Raw genomic sequence first — 17,784 nt, forward strand, 5'->3', positions numbered from 1 at the left:
TAGCCGATCCAGTTGGTCCACGCCCGTCCGGGGGTAGCGGAGGCCCGAGCAGATAACGCTCACGCCCGCCGTCCTCACGGCAGAGAACAGCCTGGCGGAGCGGACGACGAACCGAAACGCAAACAAACACTCACGGTCATCCGGGTTCGCCCGGCCGCTCCGTCGCCTCCCCACCAACTTCAGCGGTAAACCGCGTGAAGCCGATGTCACTTGCCCCCACCTGGCCGCTTCGCGGCCGTCCGCCCCCGGAGGGGGCGGAAGGNTCCGGGTTCGCCCGGCCGCTCCGTCGCCTCCCCACCAACTTCAGCGGTAAACCGCGTGAAGCCGATGTCACTTGCCCCCACCTGGCCGCTTCGCGGCCGTCCGCCCCCGGAGGGGGCGGAAGGATGACCTTCTTCCCCCTCTGGGGGAGGAGCGCCGCAGGCGCGGAGGGGGCAAGTAGCCCGCCTTGAACCCGTGAATCTAGGCCGCAGTCTTCTTCCGCAGCCGCGCCAGTCGGCGCAGGCGCCGCCAGAACCGGGTCTTCTCCGGTTCCGGATAGGGCTGCAGGTTGCGGAAGAACTCCTCCGCGCACGAGCGCCACGAGAAGCGCTCGGCGAACTTGCGGACCACGACGCGGTCGAGGTCCAGGCAGGCCAGGCAGGCTTCCTTCAGCCCGTCGGTCTGGCCCGGCGCCAGGACGCCGGCGTTGGAGCCGGGGATGATGTCGACCGGGCCGGGGGCCGAGAAGGCCGCCACCGGCACGCCGGCGGCCATGGCCTCCAGGATCACCAGGCCGAAGGTGTCGGTCAGGGACGGAAAGCAGAAGACGTCCGCCGCGCCGAAATGGCGGGCCAGTTCGTCGCCGAACTTGGCGCCCAGGAACTTCACCTCGGGATATTTCTCGGCCAGCTCCTCGCGCTGCGGGCCGTCGCCGATCACCACCTTGGTGCCCGGCAGGTCGAGGCTGGCGAAGGCCTCGATGTTCTTCTCGACGGCCACCCGGCCGACATTGAGGAAAATCGGGCGCGGCAGGCCCTCGAACACGTCGGGCTCGCCCGGCGCGCGCGGCTTGAAGATGTCGGTGTCGACGCCGCGCGACCAGGGCGACAGGTTGCGGAAGCCGTGCTTGGCCAGCTCGTCGCGCATGGTCGGCGTGGCCACCATAAGGCGGCCCGACGGCTTGTGGAACCAGCGCATGTAAGTGTAGCCGGCCGCCAGCGGCAGCGGCAGGCGGGCCGAGACATATTCGGGGAACTTGGTGTGGTAGCTGGTCGTGAACGGCAGCTTCCATTCCAGGCAGATGCGGCGGGCGGCCAGGCCGATCGGGCCCTCGGTGGCGATGTGGATCGCCTCGGGCTCGAATGACTTGAAGCGCTCCTGCACCGGCTCGTAGGCGCCGATGGCCAGCTTGATCTCGGGATAGGTCGGCAGCGGGAAGGTCGGAAACTGTTCCGGACTGACGACATCGACCTCGTGGCCCAGGGCGCGCAGTTCTTCGGTCACCCGGCTCAGGGTGCGGACCACCCCGTTGACTTGAGGTTCCCAGGCGTCGGTCGCAAGCAGAATTCGCATCAGGCGGCGGCCGGCTCCGGCAAGGGCTCGTCGATCGCGGTCACCAGCGTGCTGGCGCGGTCGATCACCGACCACGAGCGCAGCTTGGCCCACTCCAGGATTTCCAGGCGACCGTCGGCGTGCTCGGCCAGGGCCGTGCAGCTTTCGACCCAGTCGCCGTCATTGATATATTGAATGCCGTCGATGTCGCGCATCTCGGCCTTGTGGATATGACCACAGATCACGCCGTCCACCCCCCGACGTCGAGCTTCGTCGGCCACAGCGGCCTCGAAGTTCTCGATGAACTGCAACGCGTTCTTCACCTTGACCTTCAGATAGGCCGAAAGACTCCAATAACCGAACCCAAGGCGCCGCCGCAGGCGATTCACCAGAGTGTTCAGCATGAGGATGGTTCTATAGGACCAATCCCCGAGGAAGGCGAGCCACTTGGCGTGCTGCACGACGCCGTCGAACTCGTCGCCGTGGACGACCAGGTAGCGCTTGCCGTCGGCGGCCTCGTGGATCACGTCGCGGGCCACGATCACGCCGCCGAAATGGACGCCGCAGAAGTCGCGGACCCGGTCGTCGTGGTTGCCGGGGACGTAGATCACCTCGGTGCCCTTGCGGGCCATGCGCAGGATCTTCTGGACCACGTCATTGTGGGCCTGGGGCCAGTACCAGCCGCTGCGCAGCTTCCAGCCGTCGATGATGTCACCGACCAGATAGAGCTTGTCGCACTCGATATGGCGGATGAAGTCCAGCAGCAGCTCGGCCTGGCATCCCCGCGTGCCCAGGTGCAGATCGCTGATGAAGACGGAACGGTAGCGGCGGACGGCGACGTCGGCGCTCATGGTCGAACCCCCGTGTGGCGCCGCAAGATCGCTCCGTCCCCTGATCGCAGCGATGGCGGCCAACGGCTGGCGAATAAGCTGATTGCATGTCGCTTTGATGAAATGACGGTGCGGCGGATTTCCCTTGGGTCAGCCCAGGATTTGCGCAGTTTCGGCGCATCCGTCAAAAACTCGGTGCGGGAAAGCATCCTTTGAGCGCCGGGACGCGCCCTGGCTGTTGCGGTGCAACATGCATCGCACTAAGTCACCCCGATGGACGCCGCCCGCCTCGCCAAGGACACCCCCAAGTCGCAGAAGACCCGCGCGCGGATTCTCGACTGCGCGATGCGGCTGATCGCCGAGATCGGCTATCACGCGGCCACCAACCCGGCGATCGCCGACGCGGCGGGCCTGACGCGCGGGGCGATGCTTTACCACTTCCCGACTCGCGAGGCCCTGGTCGAGGCCGCCGTGGCCCATATCCAGGCCGAACGCTCGACCCTGTTCCGGGCCGCCGCCGACAGCCTGCCGCCGGGCGCCGACGTCACCGAGCACGCGATCGACAGCTACTGGGACCTGCTGCACAGCGTGCCCTTCACCGCCTTCGCCGAGATGGAGGCCGCCGGCCGCACGGACCCGGCGATCCACGCCCTGCTGGCCCCGGCCCAGGCCGAGTTCGACCGCGCCCAGGCCGGCGACCACTTCCTGAAGATCCTGCACGCCGGCGCCGGCCCGCGCTTCCAGGCCAGCCGCGACCTCGCCCGCTTCATGCTGGAAGGCCTGGCCCGGACGACCCTGACCTACGACAAGGACGGCCGGAAAGAGCGCCTGCTGATGCTGATCAAGCGCGCCACCCACATGCTGAACCGCAAGGGCGACATCCAGGATCTCTGGCCGGAATAGGCTCAGCCGGCCAGCTTCTGGCCAAGCGCCTTGCGGATGCGCAAGGCTTCCTCGCCGCTGAGTTCGCCGAGCATGCCGTGGGCGCTCTCCGGCAGATGGGCGGTCGCGGTCTGTGGATCGCCGAAGACGTAGTGGTCGAAGATCGTGCGCCAGGCGGCCCTGTGGCTTTCGGGCAGGGCGCGCAGGGCCAGCACCGCGTGCAGGAAGGCGTCGAAGGCCTGGCCCCGCTCGCTGGCCTCGCTGGCCCACCAATAGTTGGTCAGCAGGTTCACCGGCTCCAGCGAACGGACGTGGTGCCACCAGAGATAGGGGATGTAGAGCGCGTCGCCGGGTTCCAGCTCGACGACCTGCGCGACCTCCAGCGCCCGGGCGAAACGCGGATGGCGCTCGAGGTCGGGGTCGTCGAACGACACCATGCTGATCGGCGGGCCGCCGGGGGTCTTCTCGAACGGGCCGATATAGAGGTCGGCGACGCTTTCCGGCGGGAACAGGGTGAAGCGCCGGCGGCCGGCCACAACGCAGGCCAGGTTGTCGTACGGATCCTGGTGGGCGGCGACGATGGCCCGGTTGCCCAGCCACAGCCGAGGCTCGATCGCCGGATCCAGCAGCGGCGAGGGATTGTCGGCCTTGAAGCCGGGCAGGTGCGCATCGGCGGCGATCGACTGGGCGGCCAGGGTCGCCGGCCGCGCCGTGTCGCGATTGGCCAGCAGGAAGTCGAAGCTTTTCCGCAGCCGGGCGCGGCCGGTGCTGAAATTGAAGCCGGTCAGGTCGTCGTTGTAGAAGAACCGTCCGCCAGCTTCCGGATCGCCGATCAGGGTGGCCACCGGCTCCTGCCGGTCGAAGCGGGACAGATAGTCGAACAGGGCCTCGTCGCCGTTCCGGGCGGCCTCGACCACGGGCCAGTGCGCCACCAGGCCTCGGAACACCACCGGCCGGGCCGCTGGGACGATCACGCGGTGGAAGTGGTCGGCGTCGACCGCGCTCATTTCGACAAGGGCCATGGCGTCACTGAACTGCTCGCGGGTCCGACGGCGGACCAGGCCGTGGTTAGCACGGGCGACGCCGGGCTTCAGCAGCGTTCAGTAGGCGTTATGGGCGACCAACAGGTGCGGCACGGTCAGCAGCAGGATCCGGAGATCGCGGGCGAACGACCAGGTCTCGATATAGGCGATGTCGGCTCGGACCCGCTGGACCATGGCCCCGTGGTCGGCGGTTCCGCCGCGCAGGCCTTGGATCTGGGCCAGGCCGGTCAGGCCGGGACGGGCCTGGAAGCGCAAGGCGTAGCCGGGGATCGCCGCGCCATAGTGCTCGTCGTGGGCCTGGGCGTGAGGACGCGGCCCGACCAGGGACATGTCGCCCTTCAGCACGTTCAGCAGCTGCGGCAGTTCGTCGATGCTGGTCTTGCGGATGAAGCGGCCGACCAGGGTGACCCGGTCGTCGTCGCGCAGCGCCTGGACGACCTGTGTCCCGTTCTCCTGGCAACGCATCGAGCGGAACTTGTAGATCATGAACGGGCGGCCGTTCAGCCCGCCCCGCGTCTGCCGAAACAGCGCGGGGCCGGGCGTCTCGAGACGGATCAACGCCGCGACCAGCAGCAGCAAGGGGCCGAAGAAGGCCAGCATGCCCAAGGCGGTCGCGACGTCGAAGAAGCGCTTGGCCGGATCTCGCGCGACCGGGAGCAGGCTATGCTCCGGCCGAGCGAAATCCGCCCGCGGACTAGAAACGACACCAGTCATTGGTCCCCACCGTCCTCTGTCCGCGTGGAGGATGGCCAGTTGTGACCTAACCTCCGCCGCCCAACGGTTAGAGCCTTTAAATGTAACGTCGGTATGTGAGGATCGTCACAGCGGAGTTCGAGGCGACGCTTTCGCGTCAGGTCGGGCAGATCGGCAGCGCCGTCGTGAACTTGATCTGCTCCATCGCGAAACTGGACGAGACGTCGGTGAGCGGGGCGGTGGCGATCAGGCGCTTGTAGAAGCGGTCATAGGCGGCGATGTCGCGGACCACGACCTTCAGCAGGTAATCGACGTCGCCGCTCATCCGGTAGAACTCGACGACCTCGGGCAGGGCCCTGGCCCCGGCGGCGAAGGTGGTCAGCCAGTCCTCGTCGTGACGGCCGGTCTTGACCGCCACGAACACGGTCAGCCCCAGGTCCAGGGCTTCGCGGTCCAGCAGGGCCACGCGGGCGGTGATGACTCCGGCGTCCTGTAGGCGCTTGACCCGTTTCCAGCAGGGCGTCTGGGTCAGGCCGACGCGCTCGGCGATGTCGGCGATGGCGACCGTGGCGTCCTCCTGGAGAATGGCCAAGATGCGCCGATCGACTTGATCGAGATCAATCATCTCCAGATCCCCGACATTGAAGAATGGAATTCTCTCTACGCCCGGATCAGGCCGCGATCCAGTAATGCCTTTCTTCGAATCGTCGCCATCATGGAGAGCCTCGGCACAGCAGCGAGGCTTTTCATGTTCGCGTCATTCACCCGTCACCCGAAGTCCGTCGGCGAGACCTATGGCGAGCACATGGGCGTGGCGTGGAGCTTTGGCTTCACCCTGATCGGCGCGGGCCTGGCCTGCCTGGTCCATGGCTTGTTGCCCTTCGCCTTCGAACGCACCGGCAGCCAGACGGTCCGGCGCCTGAACGAGCGTCTTTCCAACCGCTGCGCCCGCGCGGAAGCTCATTTCGGCCCGGCGCCGATTTCTGGCGAGACCGTCCGCGGATGACCGCCGCGGCGCTCCGGCTCGATGCGCTGAGGACGGGCGCCGGCCGCATGGGTCCGGGCCTGGTCGCCGGCGTGCTGCTGGCAGTGCTGGCCAAGCTGCTGTCGCAAAGCCTGCACGCCCCCGCGCCGTTGATCGCGGTGGTGCTGGGCATGATGCTGGGCGCGCTGGGGCTGCAGAGCCAGCTGGGCGCCGGCCTCGACCTCTTCGCCAAGCCCGGCCTGCGCCTGGGCGTGGCCATGATGGGGGCCCAGATCAGCTGGGCCGAGTTCGCCGCCCTGGGCGGTCCGGCCATCCTGGCCAGCGGCGTCGTCGTGCTGGGCGGCCTGGCCATCGGCGCGGCCGCCGGCGTGGCCCTGGGCCTGCCGTTCGCCGAGGCCCTGATCGCCGCCGCCGCCTGTTCGATCTGCGGCGCGTCCGCCGCCCTGGCCGCATCGCAAGCCGCGCCCGCCAGCCCGGCCAACCAGCGCACGACCGCCCTGGTCATCGTCGGGGTCAACCTGCTGTCGACCGTGGCCATGCTGGCCTATCCGCCTCTGGCCCACGCCTTGGGCCTGACCGCCCACCAGTCCGGCGTGTTCTTCGGCCTGTCGATCCACGACGTCGCTCAGGTGGCCGGCGCGGGAGCCTCGGTGTCGCCCGAGACGGCCAGCACGGCCGCCCTGGCCAAGCTGGCCCGCATCGTCTGGCTGGGCCCGGCGGTGGTGCTGATCGGCGTCGTCCTGACCCGTGGCGGCGAAAGCGGCGCGGGGCGAGGCTTCCTGTCGGGCCTGAAGGCGCCGCCGCTGTTCGTGCTGGGCTTCGCCGCCCTAGCCGCCGCGCGCGGCCTGAACCTGATCCCGCCGGCCCTGGTCTCGGTGCTGATGACCTGCTCCAGCTTCCTGCTGCTGGCCGGCGTCGGCGCCATCTCGGCCAAGCTGGGCCCCAAGGCCCTGCTGGAGGTCAAGCCGCGCCTGGCGGTCATGCTGGGAACGGTCACGGCGGCGGTCGCCATCCTGGCCTATGCCCTGACGACAATTTTCTTCTAACAAACGAGCTTGGCGGGGGACGAAACCCGCTCCATGTTCCCCTCCAAGAGTCGGGAGGGACCCAGTTTTGAGTATCTGGACGCGCCGCAAGGCCATCGACACCATCACCGCGGGACACGCGGACAGCCATCAGCTGAAGAAGACCCTGAGCTGGCCGCACCTGGTGGCCTTGGGCGTCGGGGCCATCGTCGGCACCGGCATCTACACCCTGACCGGCGTGGGCGCGGGCCTGGCCGGTCCCGGCGTCATCCTGTCGTTCCTGATCGCGGGGGCGGTCTGCGCCTGCGCCGCGCTCTGCTACGCCGAGCTGTCGACGATGATCCCGGCGGCGGGCAGCGCCTATACCTACAGCTACGCCGCCATGGGCGAGCCGGTCGCCTGGTTCGTCGGCTGGAGCCTGATCCTGGAATACACCCTGGTCTGCGCGGCGGTCGCCGTCGGCTGGTCGGCCCACGCCCACGGCCTGTTCAAGATGGCCGGCTTCCCGGACGCCCTGCTGGCCGGCCCCCACGCGGGCGGGATCGTCAACCTGCCGGCCGTGATCATCTCGATGGCGGTCGCGGGCCTGCTGGCCCTGGGTACTCGGGAGAGCGCCACGGTCAACATGGTCCTGGTGTTCGTGAAGATCGTCGCCCTGATCGTGTTCGTGACCCTGTGTCTGCCGGCATTCGACGCCAGTCACTTCACCCCGTTCATGCCTAGCGGCTTCCCGGCCACGGTCGGACCGGACGGGGTGAAGGTCGGGGTCATGGCCGCCGCCAGCCTGATCTTCTTCGCCTTCTACGGCTTCGACGCGGTCTCGACCGCCGCCGAGGAGACCAAGAACCCCAAGCGCGACCTGACCATCGGCATCGTCGGCTCGATGGCGGTCTGCACGGCCATCTACATGATCGTCGCCGCCGCCTCGATCGGCGCCTCGCGCACCGAGGTGTTCTCCAAGAGCGAGGCGCCGCTGGTCTTCATCCTGGAAACGCTGAGCCATCCGAGGATGGCGCAGCTGGTGGCCCTTGCCGCCGTCGTCGCCCTGCCGACCGTGATCCTGGCCTTCATGTACGGCCAGAGCCGGATCTTCTTCGTCATGGCGCGCGACGGCCTGCTGCCCCGCGCCCTGTCGCGGGTGAACGCCAAGACCGGCACGCCCGTGCTGATGACCCTGCTGACCGGCGCCCTGTCGGCGGTGCTGTCGGGTTTCCTGTCGCTGAAGGACATCGCCGAGCTGGCCAATGCCGGCACCCTGGCGGCCTTCATCGCCGTGGGCCTGTCGGTGATCGTGCTGCGCCGGCGCGAGCCGAGCCGTCCGCGCGTGTTCTCGACGCCGGCCTGGCAGGTCGTCGCCCCGGCCGGCATCCTTGGCTGCCTCTATCTGTTCTACAGCCTGCCGGCCAAGACCCAGACCTACTTCCTGATCGCCCACCTGATCGGGGCGGTGGTCTATGTCGCCTATGGCATGCGCAAGAGCGTGCTGGCCCAGGCCGAGAAGGCCTCCAGCTAGGGCCTTCCATTCTCGGGGGCCATCGCTACAGTCCGCGTCAAAACAAGTGTTTGACACGCCGGAAGGAAGCGCATGGCCCTCGATCTGGAAACCCGCACGCAGCTGATCGACACCGTCGCCCGCTTCGTGGCCGAGCGCCTGCGCCCGATCGAGGCCAAGGTGGCCGAGGACGATCTGGTCCCTCAGGATGTCGTCGAGGAGATGAAAGCGCTGGGCCTGTTCGGCCTGTCGATCCCGGAAGAGTTCGGCGGGCTAGGTCTGAACATGGAGGAAGAGGCGCTGGTGGCTATCGAGCTGGGCCGCGCCTCGCCGGCCTTCCGCTCGGTGTTCGGCACCAATGTCGGTATCGGCAGCCAGGGCCTGGTCATGTTCGGCGACGACACCCAGAAGGCCAAGTGGCTGGAGGGCATCGCCTCGGGCGAGATCATCACTTCATTCGCCCTGACCGAGCCAGAGGCCGGTTCGGACAGCGCCGCCGTCCAGACGCGCGCCACGCTCGACGGCGATCATTATGTGCTGAACGGCGACAAGCGCTTCATCACCAACGCCGGCAAGGCGTCGCTGTTCACGGTGATGGCGCGCACCAATCCCGACGCCAAGGGCGGCTCCGGCGTCTCGGCCTTCCTGGTGCCGCGCGACCTGCCGGGTCTCTCGGTCAGCAAGCCCGAGAAGAAGATGGGCCAGCAGGGCGCCCACATCCACGACGTCACCTTCGACAATGTCCGGGTGCCGGTCGAGAACCGGCTGGGCGCGGAGGGGGAGGGCTTCAAGGTCGCCATGCAGGTGTTGGACCGGGGGCGCCTGCACATCTCCGCCGTCTGCGTGGGCGTGGCCGAGCGGCTGATCGCCGACTGCGTGGCCTATGCCAGCGAGCGCAAGCAGTTCGGCCAGCCGATCGCCAGCTTCCAGCTGATCCAGGCGATGATCGCCGACAGCAAGACCGAGGCCCTGGCGGCCAAGGCGCTGGTGCTGGACACCGCGCGCAAGCGCGACGCCGGCGACAATGTCACCCTGGAGGCGGCGGCCTCTAAGCTGTTCGCCTCGGAAATGGTCGGTCGGGTGGCCGATCGGGCCGTGCAGATATTCGGCGGCGCCGGCTATGTCGCCGACTACGGCATCGAGCGCCTGTATCGCGACGTGCGGATCTTCCGCATCTACGAAGGCACCAGCCAGATCCAGCAACTGGTCATCGCCCGCGAGACTCTCAAGCGCGGCGGCTGACAAGACTATTCAGGTAAAAGGCCTATCCGAAGACTTGGTCGGCCCCACAATAGCAGACGCCCTCGCCGGTTGAGCCGGCGAGGGCGTATTGTTTCCCCCTAAACGGTGTCGACGCGTAAGACTTACGCGCCGCCCGGGAAGCGGAAGGGAACCTTCACGGTGCCGGTCTTGGCGCCCATCGGCAGCTTTTCGGCGATGCACATGGCGGCCTTGTCGAAGCCCTTACCAGCGGCGCTGTTGTCGACGACCTTGCAGTCCGTGTTCGCGTACTGCTGCAGGCAACGGCCCATTTGGTCTTCGAAACCGCCGGCGGCCGACGCGGCCTGAGCGACGAAAAAGCTGCCAGCGATTCCCGCGGCAATAGCGATCGGATATTTCATCCCGCTGCTCCTAGTAATGAATTCACGTCCTGTGGACGACGCGCCAACCGGACGCAGGAGCAAAATCGCAGGTGTAAGTTAAGATATTCTGAGTCGGGCCAGAATATTCGAGGTTTACTGTCAGGTAACCATGCTTCGATCTTTCGGAGACTCTCGTTCTCCAGAGCCCTCTTTATAGAATCGGAGGGCGGGAGCCTGCGACCAAATGACCACCTTGGCGCGACCTGGAGATATTATATCGAATTCCCCTTAACCAAGTCAGAGTCTGTTAGGACTCTATCGCGATTATCCCACTTCAGTTTGGCGATCCGTGACTCGGAGCGCTGGTTGGAGGGGACCTCGCGATGAAACGTATTCGTCTCGTCGATTTACCATTGATCATCAAGATCGGCTTCGCGCCGGCTTTCGCGCTGCTCATGCTGGCCTTGATGGCCGGCGGCGCGATCGTCGTTCAGAAGAGCCAGTCGGCCGCCTTGAAGCAGGTGGTCGAAACCGACATGCGTCAGAACATGGAGATCCAAAGGGTCTCCAAGCGCATCTCGAACATCAACGGCGAACTTTACACGGTGCTGACCCACAAGGCGGGCAACATCGACGTCGCCAAGAACGACGCCCGCATGGCGGCGATCCTGACCGAGACGGATTCGGTCAAGAAGGATCTGGTCTCGCTGAAGGCCAAGCTGCCGGCCGCCGAACAGCCGAAGATCGCGGAGTTGATCAAGTCGCTGGACGAGTGCCGTAGCGCCATCGACACGGTGAGCGGCATGATCGGCGTCGACTTCGGCATGGCCGTCGGCTTCATCGCGCCGTTCGAAGAACAATACGCCAAGATGACCGGCCAGCTGGACCAGGTCGTCGCCGCCGCCAACAAGCGGATCGAAGGCGAAACCGCCAAGCGCCAGACCGAGGCCACGGCCGCGATGAGCGCCACGATCCTGATGTCCCTGGTCACCCTGGGGACCGTCGGCGGCCTGGCGTTCCTGACCGTCATGACCACCCGGAAGTCGATCGGCGACATCGCCGGCGCCACCGAGAAGCTCTCGAAGGGCGACAACGGCATCGACCTCGAAAAGCTGGAACGCGGCGACGAGCTGGGCGCCATCGTCCGTTCGCTCAAGGTCTTCCGGGACAACCAACTCCATCTCGACACCCTGCGCGCGGAGCAGGAGAAGTCGGCCGCCCTCACGGCCGATGAACGCCGCGCCAAGGAAGCCGCCGCCGCCGCCGCCGCCCAGGAAAGCGCCCTCGTGGTCACCAGCCTGGCCGAGGGCCTGGAAAAGCTGGCTTCGGGCGACCTGACCTTCCGTGTCAGCGCCGACTTCCCGGGCGAGTACCGCAAGCTGAAAGACGACTTCAACGGCGCCATGGGCTCGCTGCAGGAGACGATGAAGGTCATCGCCGCCTCGACCGACGGCCTGCGCACCGGCGCCGACGAGATCGCCCACGCCTCGGACGATCTGTCGCGCCGCACCGAGCAGCAAGCCGCCAGCCTGGAAGAAACCGCCGCCGCCCTGGACGAGCTGACCGCCACCGTGCGCCGTACGGCCTCGGGCGCCCGTCAGGCCTCGGACGTGGTTTCGACCACCCGTGGCGAAGCGACGCATTCCGGTCAGGTCGTGCATCAAGCAGTGTCGGCCATGGGCGAGATTGAAAACTCGTCCAAGCAGATCAGCCAGATCATCGGCGTGATCGACGAAATCGCTTTCCAGACCAACCTTCTGGCTCTGAACGCCGGCGTCGAAGCCGCGCGAGCTGGCGAAGCCGGCCGCGGGTTCGCGGTCGTCGCCCAGGAAGTCCGGGCCCTGGCCCAGCGCTCCGCCGAGGCGGCCAAGGAGATCAAGGCTCTGATCTCCTCGTCGACCCAGCAGGTCAGCCAAGGCGTCAGCCTGGTCGGCCAGACGGGCGAGGCCCTGCAACGGATCGTGGCGAAGGTCGGCGAGATCGACGCGCTGGTCACCGAGATCGCGGCCTCGGCCGCGGAGCAGGCGACCGGTCTGAACGAAGTGAACACCGCCGTGAACCAGATGGACCAGGTCACGCAGCAGAACGCCGCCATGGTCGAGCAATCGACCGCCGCGACGCACTCGCTGAAAGGCGAAACCGCCGAACTGGTCCGCCTCATGGCCCGCTTCCAAGTCGGAGCTGGGCAAGGGGGAATGTCTTCGTCCTACAGCCGGCCGGCCGTCGCCGATCCGGTTCAACACGCCCCGGCGCGCAACCCGGTGGCCGAGCAACAGGCTCGCCTGAACACCTTCGCCCGTCCGGGCCGGAGCGGTTCGGCGGCGGTCGCCCAGGCCCCTGCTACGGATGGTTGGGAGGAATTCTAAATGGCCGCTGCGATCGCGCTGCCTGAGACCCTGGACCTGAAGGCCGCGGCCCCGCTTAAGGCCGCCCTCCTGGAACGTCGCGGTGCGGCGATCACGGTGGAGGCCGACCAGGTTCGCCGCCTCGGCGGGCTGTGCCTGCAAGTCCTGCTCGCGGCCCGCAAGGCCTGGGACCTGGACGGTCAATCCTTTTCCATCAAGGGGCCTTCGGAGGCCTTCGTTGAAACCACCCGTCTTTTCGGCGCCGAAGGGGCGCTCCTCTCGGCGGCAATCCAAGGAGCTGAATCGTGACGCGTACGGTTCTTACGGTCGATGACTCCCGGACGATGCGAGACATGCTGCGCATGGCCCTCGCCGGCGCCGGCTTCAACGTGGTCGAGGCTGTCGACGGCGAGCATGGTCTGGAGGTTCTCTCCGCCCATCGCCCCGATGTCATCATCACGGACATCAACATGCCCAAGCTGGACGGCTTCGGCTTCATCGAGGCGGTGCGGGTCGACGACGACTATCGCGCCATCCCGATCCTGGTCCTGACCACGGAAAGCGACCCGGCCAAGAAGCAGCGGGCCCGCGAGGCCGGCGCGACGGGCTGGATCGTCAAGCCGTTCAACCCGGAAAAGCTGGTCGACGCGATCCGTCGCGTCGCCGCCTGATCCGGACGGCCTGATCCAGGTTCAGTACCGAGTTTCTTTGAGCACCCGTTGCTAGACGCGAATTAGGACGTACGGGATATGGACGAGCTAGAGGCCATCAAGGTCACCTTCTTCCAGGAATGCGAGGAGCTCCTCGCCGACCTCGAGGGCGGTCTCCTGGCCATGGAAGAGGGAGCCGGCGACCTCGAGACGGTCAACGCCGTGTTCCGCGCCGTCCACTCGATCAAGGGCGGCGCCGGCGCCTTCGGCCTCGAGCCGCTGGTGCGCTTCGCCCACGTGTTCGAGACCCTGCTGGACGCCGTGCGCTCGGGCGCCGTGCCCAACACGGTCGAGCTGGCCGCCGTCCTGCTGCGCGCCTCCGACATCCTGGCCGATCACGTCAGCGCCGCTCGCGGCCTCGGCGACGTCGACATGGGGGCCTCGGCCGCCATGGCCGCCGAGCTGGAAACCTGGACCGACCCGAACGCCTCTCCGGCCGCCGCCGCGCCGGTCGCGGTCGAGGACGCCGCTCCGGCCCCCGCACCCGTTGTCGATGCGGACGACGCCATCGACGACGACGGTCTCGGCTTCGTGTTCGTGCCCCAGACCATCTCGGTCGAGGCGCAGGCCGCCGACACCGACCTGATCCCCGCCAACGTCTGGACGGTGTCGATCCGTCCGAAGTCGGACCTGTACCGCAAGGCCAACGAGACGGCGCTGCTGCTGCGCGAGCTCAACCGCCTGGGTCCGATCACCGCGACGCTGGACGACAGCGCCATGCCGCCGTTGGAAGAGCTGGATCCGGAAGCCGCCTACGTCACCTGGAGCGTGCGCCTGGAGACCGAGGACGACGAGACCGCGATCCGCGAGGTCTTCGAATTCGTCGATGGCGACTGCGAACTGGAAATCACCCGCGGCGAGGCGCCCATCGCGGCCGTTCTCACCTCGCTTCTGACCGTGGCCGAAGCGCCCGCGATCGTCGAGCCGCCGGCCGAGCTGGCTCCGGTCGAGATCGCCGCGCTCGCGCCCGTCGCCGAAATCACGCCGGTCGCGCCGGCCGCCAAACCCGCCGCTCCGGCCGCGCCGACGCCGAAGGCCACCCAGGTCGAAGTCCCGGGTCCTGGCCAGTCGGTCATCCGCGTCGATCCCGAGCGCATCGACCGCCTGATCGATCTCGTCGGCGAGCTGGTCATCAACCAAGCCATGCTGGCCCAGCGGGTCGGCGAATACGGCATCGCTCCGTCCTCCAACCTGGCCATGGGTCTCGACGAGCTGGAACAGCTCACCCGCGAGATCCAGGACAGCGTCATGGCCATCCGCGCCCAGCCGGTGAAGTCGGTGTTCCAGCGCATGCCGCGCCTGGTCCGCGAAGTCGCCAACATGACGGGTAAGCAGGCCCGCCTGGTGATGGACGGGGAGAACACCGAGGTCGACAAGACGGTCATCGAGCGTCTGTCCGACCCGATCACCCACATGCTGCGCAACGCCATCGACCACGGGCTGGAAAACCCCGAGGAGCGCAAGGCGGCCGGCAAGAATCCCGAAGGCGTCGTGCGCCTGGCCGCCCTGCACCGCAGCGGCCGAATCGTCATCGAGGTCTCGGACGACGGCAAGGGCATCAACCGCGAGCGGGTCCTCTCGATCGCGGTCAAGAAGGGCCTGATCGCCCCCGACCTGCAGCTGACCGACGAAGAGATCGACAACCTGATCTTCCTCCCGGGCTTCTCGACCGCCGACAAGATCTCGGACGTGTCGGGCCGCGGCGTCGGCATGGACGTGGTCAAGCGCTCGGTCCAGGCCCTGGGCGGTCGGATCTCGATCACCTCGCGTCCGGGCCAAGGCTCGACCTTCACCCTCAGCCTGCCGCTGACCCTGGCCGTCCTGGACGGCATGGTGGTCGACGTCGCCGGCGAGACCCTGGTCGTGCCGCTGGCCGCCATCGTCGAAAGCCTGCGTCCGAAGCCGGAAGAGGTCCGCCCGCTGGGCCCGGTCGGCTCGGTGCTGGCCGTCCGCGACAGCTTCGTGCCGCTGATCGACGTCGGCCGGACCCTGGGCTATCGCGACACCAGCCCGCACCCGTGCGAAGGCGTCGTGCTGCTGGTCGAGGGCGAGGACGGCTCGCGCGCCGCCCTGGTGGCGGACGCCATCCACGGCCAGCGCCAGGTCGTCATCAAGTCGCTGGAACAGAACTATCAGCAGGTCGAAGGCGTCGCCGCCGCCACCATCCTGGGCGACGGCCGCGTGGCCCTGATCCTGGACGTCGACGCCACCATCAATCTTCGTCGCCGCGAAGGCGGCGCGCCTCGCCCCACCGAACCCACCCTCATCGCCGCGGAGTAAGTCATGACCGATCATGCCACCGCCACCGGGATCGACCGTCGAGAGCTGATTTCGTTCCACGTGGGCGATCAGGAATACTGCGTGGACATCATGGCCGTCCGCGAGATCCGCGGCTGGAGCCCGGCGACCGTGCTGCCGCAATCGCCCGGCTTCATGCGCGGCGTCATCAACCTGCGCGGCGCGGTGCTGCCGATCATGGACCTGGCCTGCCGCCTGGGCATGCCGGTGATCGAGCCGACCGTCCGCAGCGTCTTCATCGTGGTCAAGGCGGGCGACCGCACCGTCGGCCTGCTGGTCGACGCGGTGTCCGACATCCTGTCGATCAACGACGACATGATCCAACCGACCCCCGACGTCGCCTGCGACGCCGTCCGCAGCTTCGTGCGCGGCATCGTTTCGATCGAAGGCCGCATGATCAGCGAAATCTCGCTGGATCGTATCCTTCCTGAACGCGAGGCATTGGCCGCCTGATGACGACCGCATTCGCCTCTCCCACGGACCGCCGCGAAGCCCTCGTCGATGGCGAGTTCGCGTTCACGTCCCAAGACTTCAAGCGCATCGCCGCGCTGTTGTACGACCTGGCCGGCATCAGCCTGCCCGACAGCAAGGCGACGCTGGTCTATTCGCGCCTGGCCAAGCGCCTGCGCTCCCTGGGCCTGCGCTCATTCACCGAGTACTGCACGTTCGTCGCCAGCGACAAGGGCCACGACGAGAGCCAGGAGATGCTGCGGGCGCTGACCACCAACGTCACGCGCTTCTTCCGCGAGCCGCACCACTTCGACGACCTGCGCGCCAATATCCTGGAGCCGATCGCCGACCAGGTGCGCGCCGGCCGCCGTCTGCGTCTGTGGTCCGCCGCCAGCTCGTCGGGCCAGGAGCCCTATTCGATGGCCTTCACGGTGCTGTCGGTCTGGCCGAACGCCGCCGATCTGGACATCCGGATCCTGGGCACGGACATCGACACCAACGTGCTCGCGACCGGCCGCGCCGCCGTCTACGAGGAAAGCCTGCTCGAAGGCATCCCCGCCGCGGCGCGCAACCAGTACTTCGAACGCGACCCGTCCGACCGCCGCGCCTTCCGCGTCTGCGAGACGGCGCGCAGCCTGGTCGCGTTCCGGGAACTAAATCTCAACGGTCCGTCCTGGCCTATGAAAGGCCCGTTCGACGCCATCTTCTGCCGGAATGTCGTGATCTATTTCGATGAACCCACCCAGGAACGCGTTTGGAGCCGCTTCGCGCCCCTCATCGCGCCCGGCGGCCGCCTGTATGTCGGCCACTCCGAGCGCGTCGGCGCGTCCGTGACCGCGTTCGAGAGCTGCGGCCTCACCGCCTATCGAAAGGCCGGTCGCTGATGCCCAAAATTCGCGTTCTCGTCGTCGACGACTCCGCCACCATGCGGAGCCTGATCACGGCGGCCCTTAATCGTGACCCGGAGATCGAGGTGGTCGGCGGCGCCGGCGACCCGTTCGAGGCGCGGGGCATGATCAAGGCCCTGAACCCCGACGTCGTCACGCTCGACATCGAGATGCCGAACATGAACGGCATCGAGTTCCTCGAGAAGATCATGCGCCTGCGGCCGATGCCGGTGGTCATGGTCTCGACCCTGACCCAGTCCGGCGCCGAGATGACGCTGCGGGCCCTGGAACTCGGCGCGATTGACTGCGTGGGCAAGCCCGCCGACGCCACCGGCACCCAGGAAGCCCTGGCCGAGATCGTCGCCAAGGTGAAGATCGCGGCCCGCGCCTCGGTCCGCACCAAGGCCGACTCCGCGCCGGCCGGTCCGCGTCGCAAGGACTACATGCCCTCGGGCGACATCGTGGCGATCGGCTCGTCGACCGGCGGGGTGGAAGCCCTGTTGTCGATCCTGCAGATGTTCCCCGACACCTGCCCGCCGACCGTCATCACCCAGCACATGCCGGCCACCTTCACCGCCAGCTTCGCCGCGCGCCTGGATCGCGCCAGCGGGGCCAAGGTGCAGGAAGCCACGGACGGCGCCCTGCTGGAGCCCGGCAAGGTCTATGTCGCCCCTGGCGGCGCCACGCACCTGGAGGTCGTTCGCTCGGCCGGCCTGCGTTGCCGCCTGGTGGCCGGCGATCCCGTCAGCGGCCACCGCCCGTCGGTGGACGTCCTGTTCAACTCGGTGGCCAACGCGGTCGGCGACAAGGCGGTCGGGGCGATCCTGACCGGCATGGGCCGCGACGGCGCCCAGGGCCTTCTGGCCATGCGAAAGGCCGGCGGCAAGACGCTAGGCCAGGACGAGGCGAGCTGCGTCGTCTACGGCATGCCTCGGTCCGCTTTTGAAATCGGCGCGGTGGAGAAGCAGGTTTCCCTGTCCTCCATGGGCCAGTCCATTCTCGATCTGGCCTCCGCGAGGCGATGAACC

Annotated in this window: 18 protein-coding genes; 12 read left to right on the forward strand and 6 right to left on the reverse strand. The window is 67.6% G+C overall.

Features of this window, described 5'->3' with window-relative positions; all coding sequences use genetic code 11:
- Nucleotides 1-462 precede the first annotated feature (462 nt).
- A complete protein-coding gene (locus tag ASC70_RS02545) occupies nt 463-1,554 on the reverse strand; it encodes a glycosyltransferase family 1 protein (RefSeq protein WP_056046231.1) in 1,092 nt (363 codons plus the stop codon).
- Complete coding sequence (locus tag ASC70_RS02550) at nt 1,554-2,384, reverse strand: UDP-2,3-diacylglucosamine diphosphatase (RefSeq protein ID WP_056046234.1); 831 nt, start codon at nt 2,382-2,384, stop codon at nt 1,554-1,556. Before ASC70_RS02550 ends, ASC70_RS02545 begins: the two co-directional genes overlap by 1 nt.
- Nucleotides 2,385-2,636: 252 nt before the next feature.
- Between ASC70_RS02550 and ASC70_RS02555 the strand changes: the two genes are divergently transcribed.
- Nucleotides 2,637-3,266, forward strand: a complete 630-nt coding sequence (locus tag ASC70_RS02555) for a TetR/AcrR family transcriptional regulator (protein WP_047403368.1) — start codon at nt 2,637-2,639, stop codon at nt 3,264-3,266.
- A gap of 2 nt (nt 3,267-3,268) precedes the next feature.
- Here ASC70_RS02555 and ASC70_RS02560 read toward each other — a convergent pair whose 3' ends face one another.
- From ASC70_RS02560 to ASC70_RS02570, 3 genes are all read right to left on the reverse strand, one after another.
- On the reverse strand, nt 3,269-4,267 hold the full coding sequence (locus ASC70_RS02560) for a cupin-like domain-containing protein (protein ID WP_056046237.1): 999 nt from the start codon (nt 4,265-4,267) through the stop codon (nt 3,269-3,271).
- 78 nt (nt 4,268-4,345) lie between these two features.
- Nucleotides 4,346-5,002, reverse strand: coding sequence for an exopolysaccharide biosynthesis polyprenyl glycosylphosphotransferase (locus ASC70_RS02565; RefSeq protein ID WP_056046239.1), 657 nt, complete (start codon nt 5,000-5,002; stop codon nt 4,346-4,348).
- Nucleotides 5,003-5,138: 136 nt separating this feature from the next.
- Nucleotides 5,139-5,606 carry an Lrp/AsnC family transcriptional regulator gene (locus tag ASC70_RS02570; protein WP_047403373.1) on the reverse strand — a complete coding sequence of 156 codons (468 nt, stop codon included), beginning with the start codon at nt 5,604-5,606 and terminating at the stop codon, nt 5,139-5,141.
- 123 nt (nt 5,607-5,729) lie between these two features.
- Between ASC70_RS02570 and ASC70_RS02575 the strand changes: the two genes are divergently transcribed.
- The 4 genes from ASC70_RS02575 (at nt 5,730) to ASC70_RS02590 (ending at nt 9,725) form a co-directional block, all read left to right on the forward strand.
- Entirely contained in the window at nt 5,730-5,987 is a 258-nt protein-coding gene (locus tag ASC70_RS02575; RefSeq protein WP_056046241.1) for a DUF6356 family protein, read from the forward strand.
- Nucleotides 5,984-7,012 (forward strand): putative sulfate exporter family transporter, encoded by a 1,029-nt coding sequence (locus tag ASC70_RS02580; RefSeq protein ID WP_056046244.1) that lies wholly within the window; start codon nt 5,984-5,986, stop codon nt 7,010-7,012. Before ASC70_RS02575 ends, ASC70_RS02580 begins: the two co-directional genes overlap by 4 nt.
- Nucleotides 7,013-7,079: 67 nt before the next feature.
- Nucleotides 7,080-8,504 (forward strand): amino acid permease, encoded by a 1,425-nt coding sequence (locus ASC70_RS02585; protein WP_056046246.1) that lies wholly within the window; start codon nt 7,080-7,082, stop codon nt 8,502-8,504.
- 72 nt (nt 8,505-8,576) lie between these two features.
- A complete protein-coding gene (locus ASC70_RS02590) occupies nt 8,577-9,725 on the forward strand; it encodes an acyl-CoA dehydrogenase family protein (protein WP_056046247.1) in 1,149 nt (382 codons plus the stop codon).
- Between the two features lie 122 nt (nt 9,726-9,847).
- Here the strand turns inward: ASC70_RS02590 and ASC70_RS02595 are convergent, their stop codons facing one another.
- Complete coding sequence (locus ASC70_RS02595) at nt 9,848-10,105, reverse strand: hypothetical protein (protein ID WP_056046249.1); 258 nt, start codon at nt 10,103-10,105, stop codon at nt 9,848-9,850.
- 344 nt (nt 10,106-10,449) lie between these two features.
- On the opposite strand from ASC70_RS02595, the gene ASC70_RS02600 reads away from it, so the two are divergent.
- The 7 genes from ASC70_RS02600 to ASC70_RS02630 all read left to right on the forward strand — a co-directional run bounded on the left by ASC70_RS02600 (nt 10,450) and on the right by ASC70_RS02630 (nt 17,781).
- Nucleotides 10,450-12,432, forward strand: coding sequence for a methyl-accepting chemotaxis protein (locus ASC70_RS02600; RefSeq protein ID WP_056046251.1), 1,983 nt, complete (start codon nt 10,450-10,452; stop codon nt 12,430-12,432).
- On the forward strand, nt 12,433-12,720 hold the full coding sequence (locus tag ASC70_RS02605) for an STAS domain-containing protein (RefSeq protein WP_056046253.1): 288 nt from the start codon (nt 12,433-12,435) through the stop codon (nt 12,718-12,720).
- Nucleotides 12,717-13,082 (forward strand): response regulator, encoded by a 366-nt coding sequence (locus ASC70_RS02610; protein ID WP_010918320.1) that lies wholly within the window; start codon nt 12,717-12,719, stop codon nt 13,080-13,082. The genes ASC70_RS02605 and ASC70_RS02610 overlap by 4 nt, the downstream gene beginning before the upstream one ends.
- Before the next feature lie 78 nt (nt 13,083-13,160).
- Complete coding sequence (locus ASC70_RS02615) at nt 13,161-15,401, forward strand: chemotaxis protein CheA (protein ID WP_056046255.1); 2,241 nt, start codon at nt 13,161-13,163, stop codon at nt 15,399-15,401.
- 3 nt (nt 15,402-15,404) lie between these two features.
- The gene (locus ASC70_RS02620) at nt 15,405-15,872 is read left to right on the forward strand and encodes a chemotaxis protein CheW (RefSeq protein ID WP_047403391.1); all 468 of its coding nucleotides are present in this window, start codon (nt 15,405-15,407) and stop codon (nt 15,870-15,872) included.
- The gene (locus ASC70_RS02625) at nt 15,872-16,753 is read left to right on the forward strand and encodes a protein-glutamate O-methyltransferase CheR (protein WP_056046257.1); all 882 of its coding nucleotides are present in this window, start codon (nt 15,872-15,874) and stop codon (nt 16,751-16,753) included. Before ASC70_RS02620 ends, ASC70_RS02625 begins: the two co-directional genes overlap by 1 nt.
- Nucleotides 16,753-17,781, forward strand: a complete 1,029-nt coding sequence (locus tag ASC70_RS02630) for a chemotaxis response regulator protein-glutamate methylesterase (RefSeq protein WP_047403394.1) — start codon at nt 16,753-16,755, stop codon at nt 17,779-17,781. The genes ASC70_RS02625 and ASC70_RS02630 overlap by 1 nt, the downstream gene beginning before the upstream one ends.
- Nucleotides 17,782-17,784: the final 3 nt, after the last annotated feature.

Origin of the sequence: Caulobacter sp. Root343, assembly GCF_001425745.1 — a bacterium.
Lineage (GTDB): Bacteria > Pseudomonadota > Alphaproteobacteria > Caulobacterales > Caulobacteraceae > Caulobacter.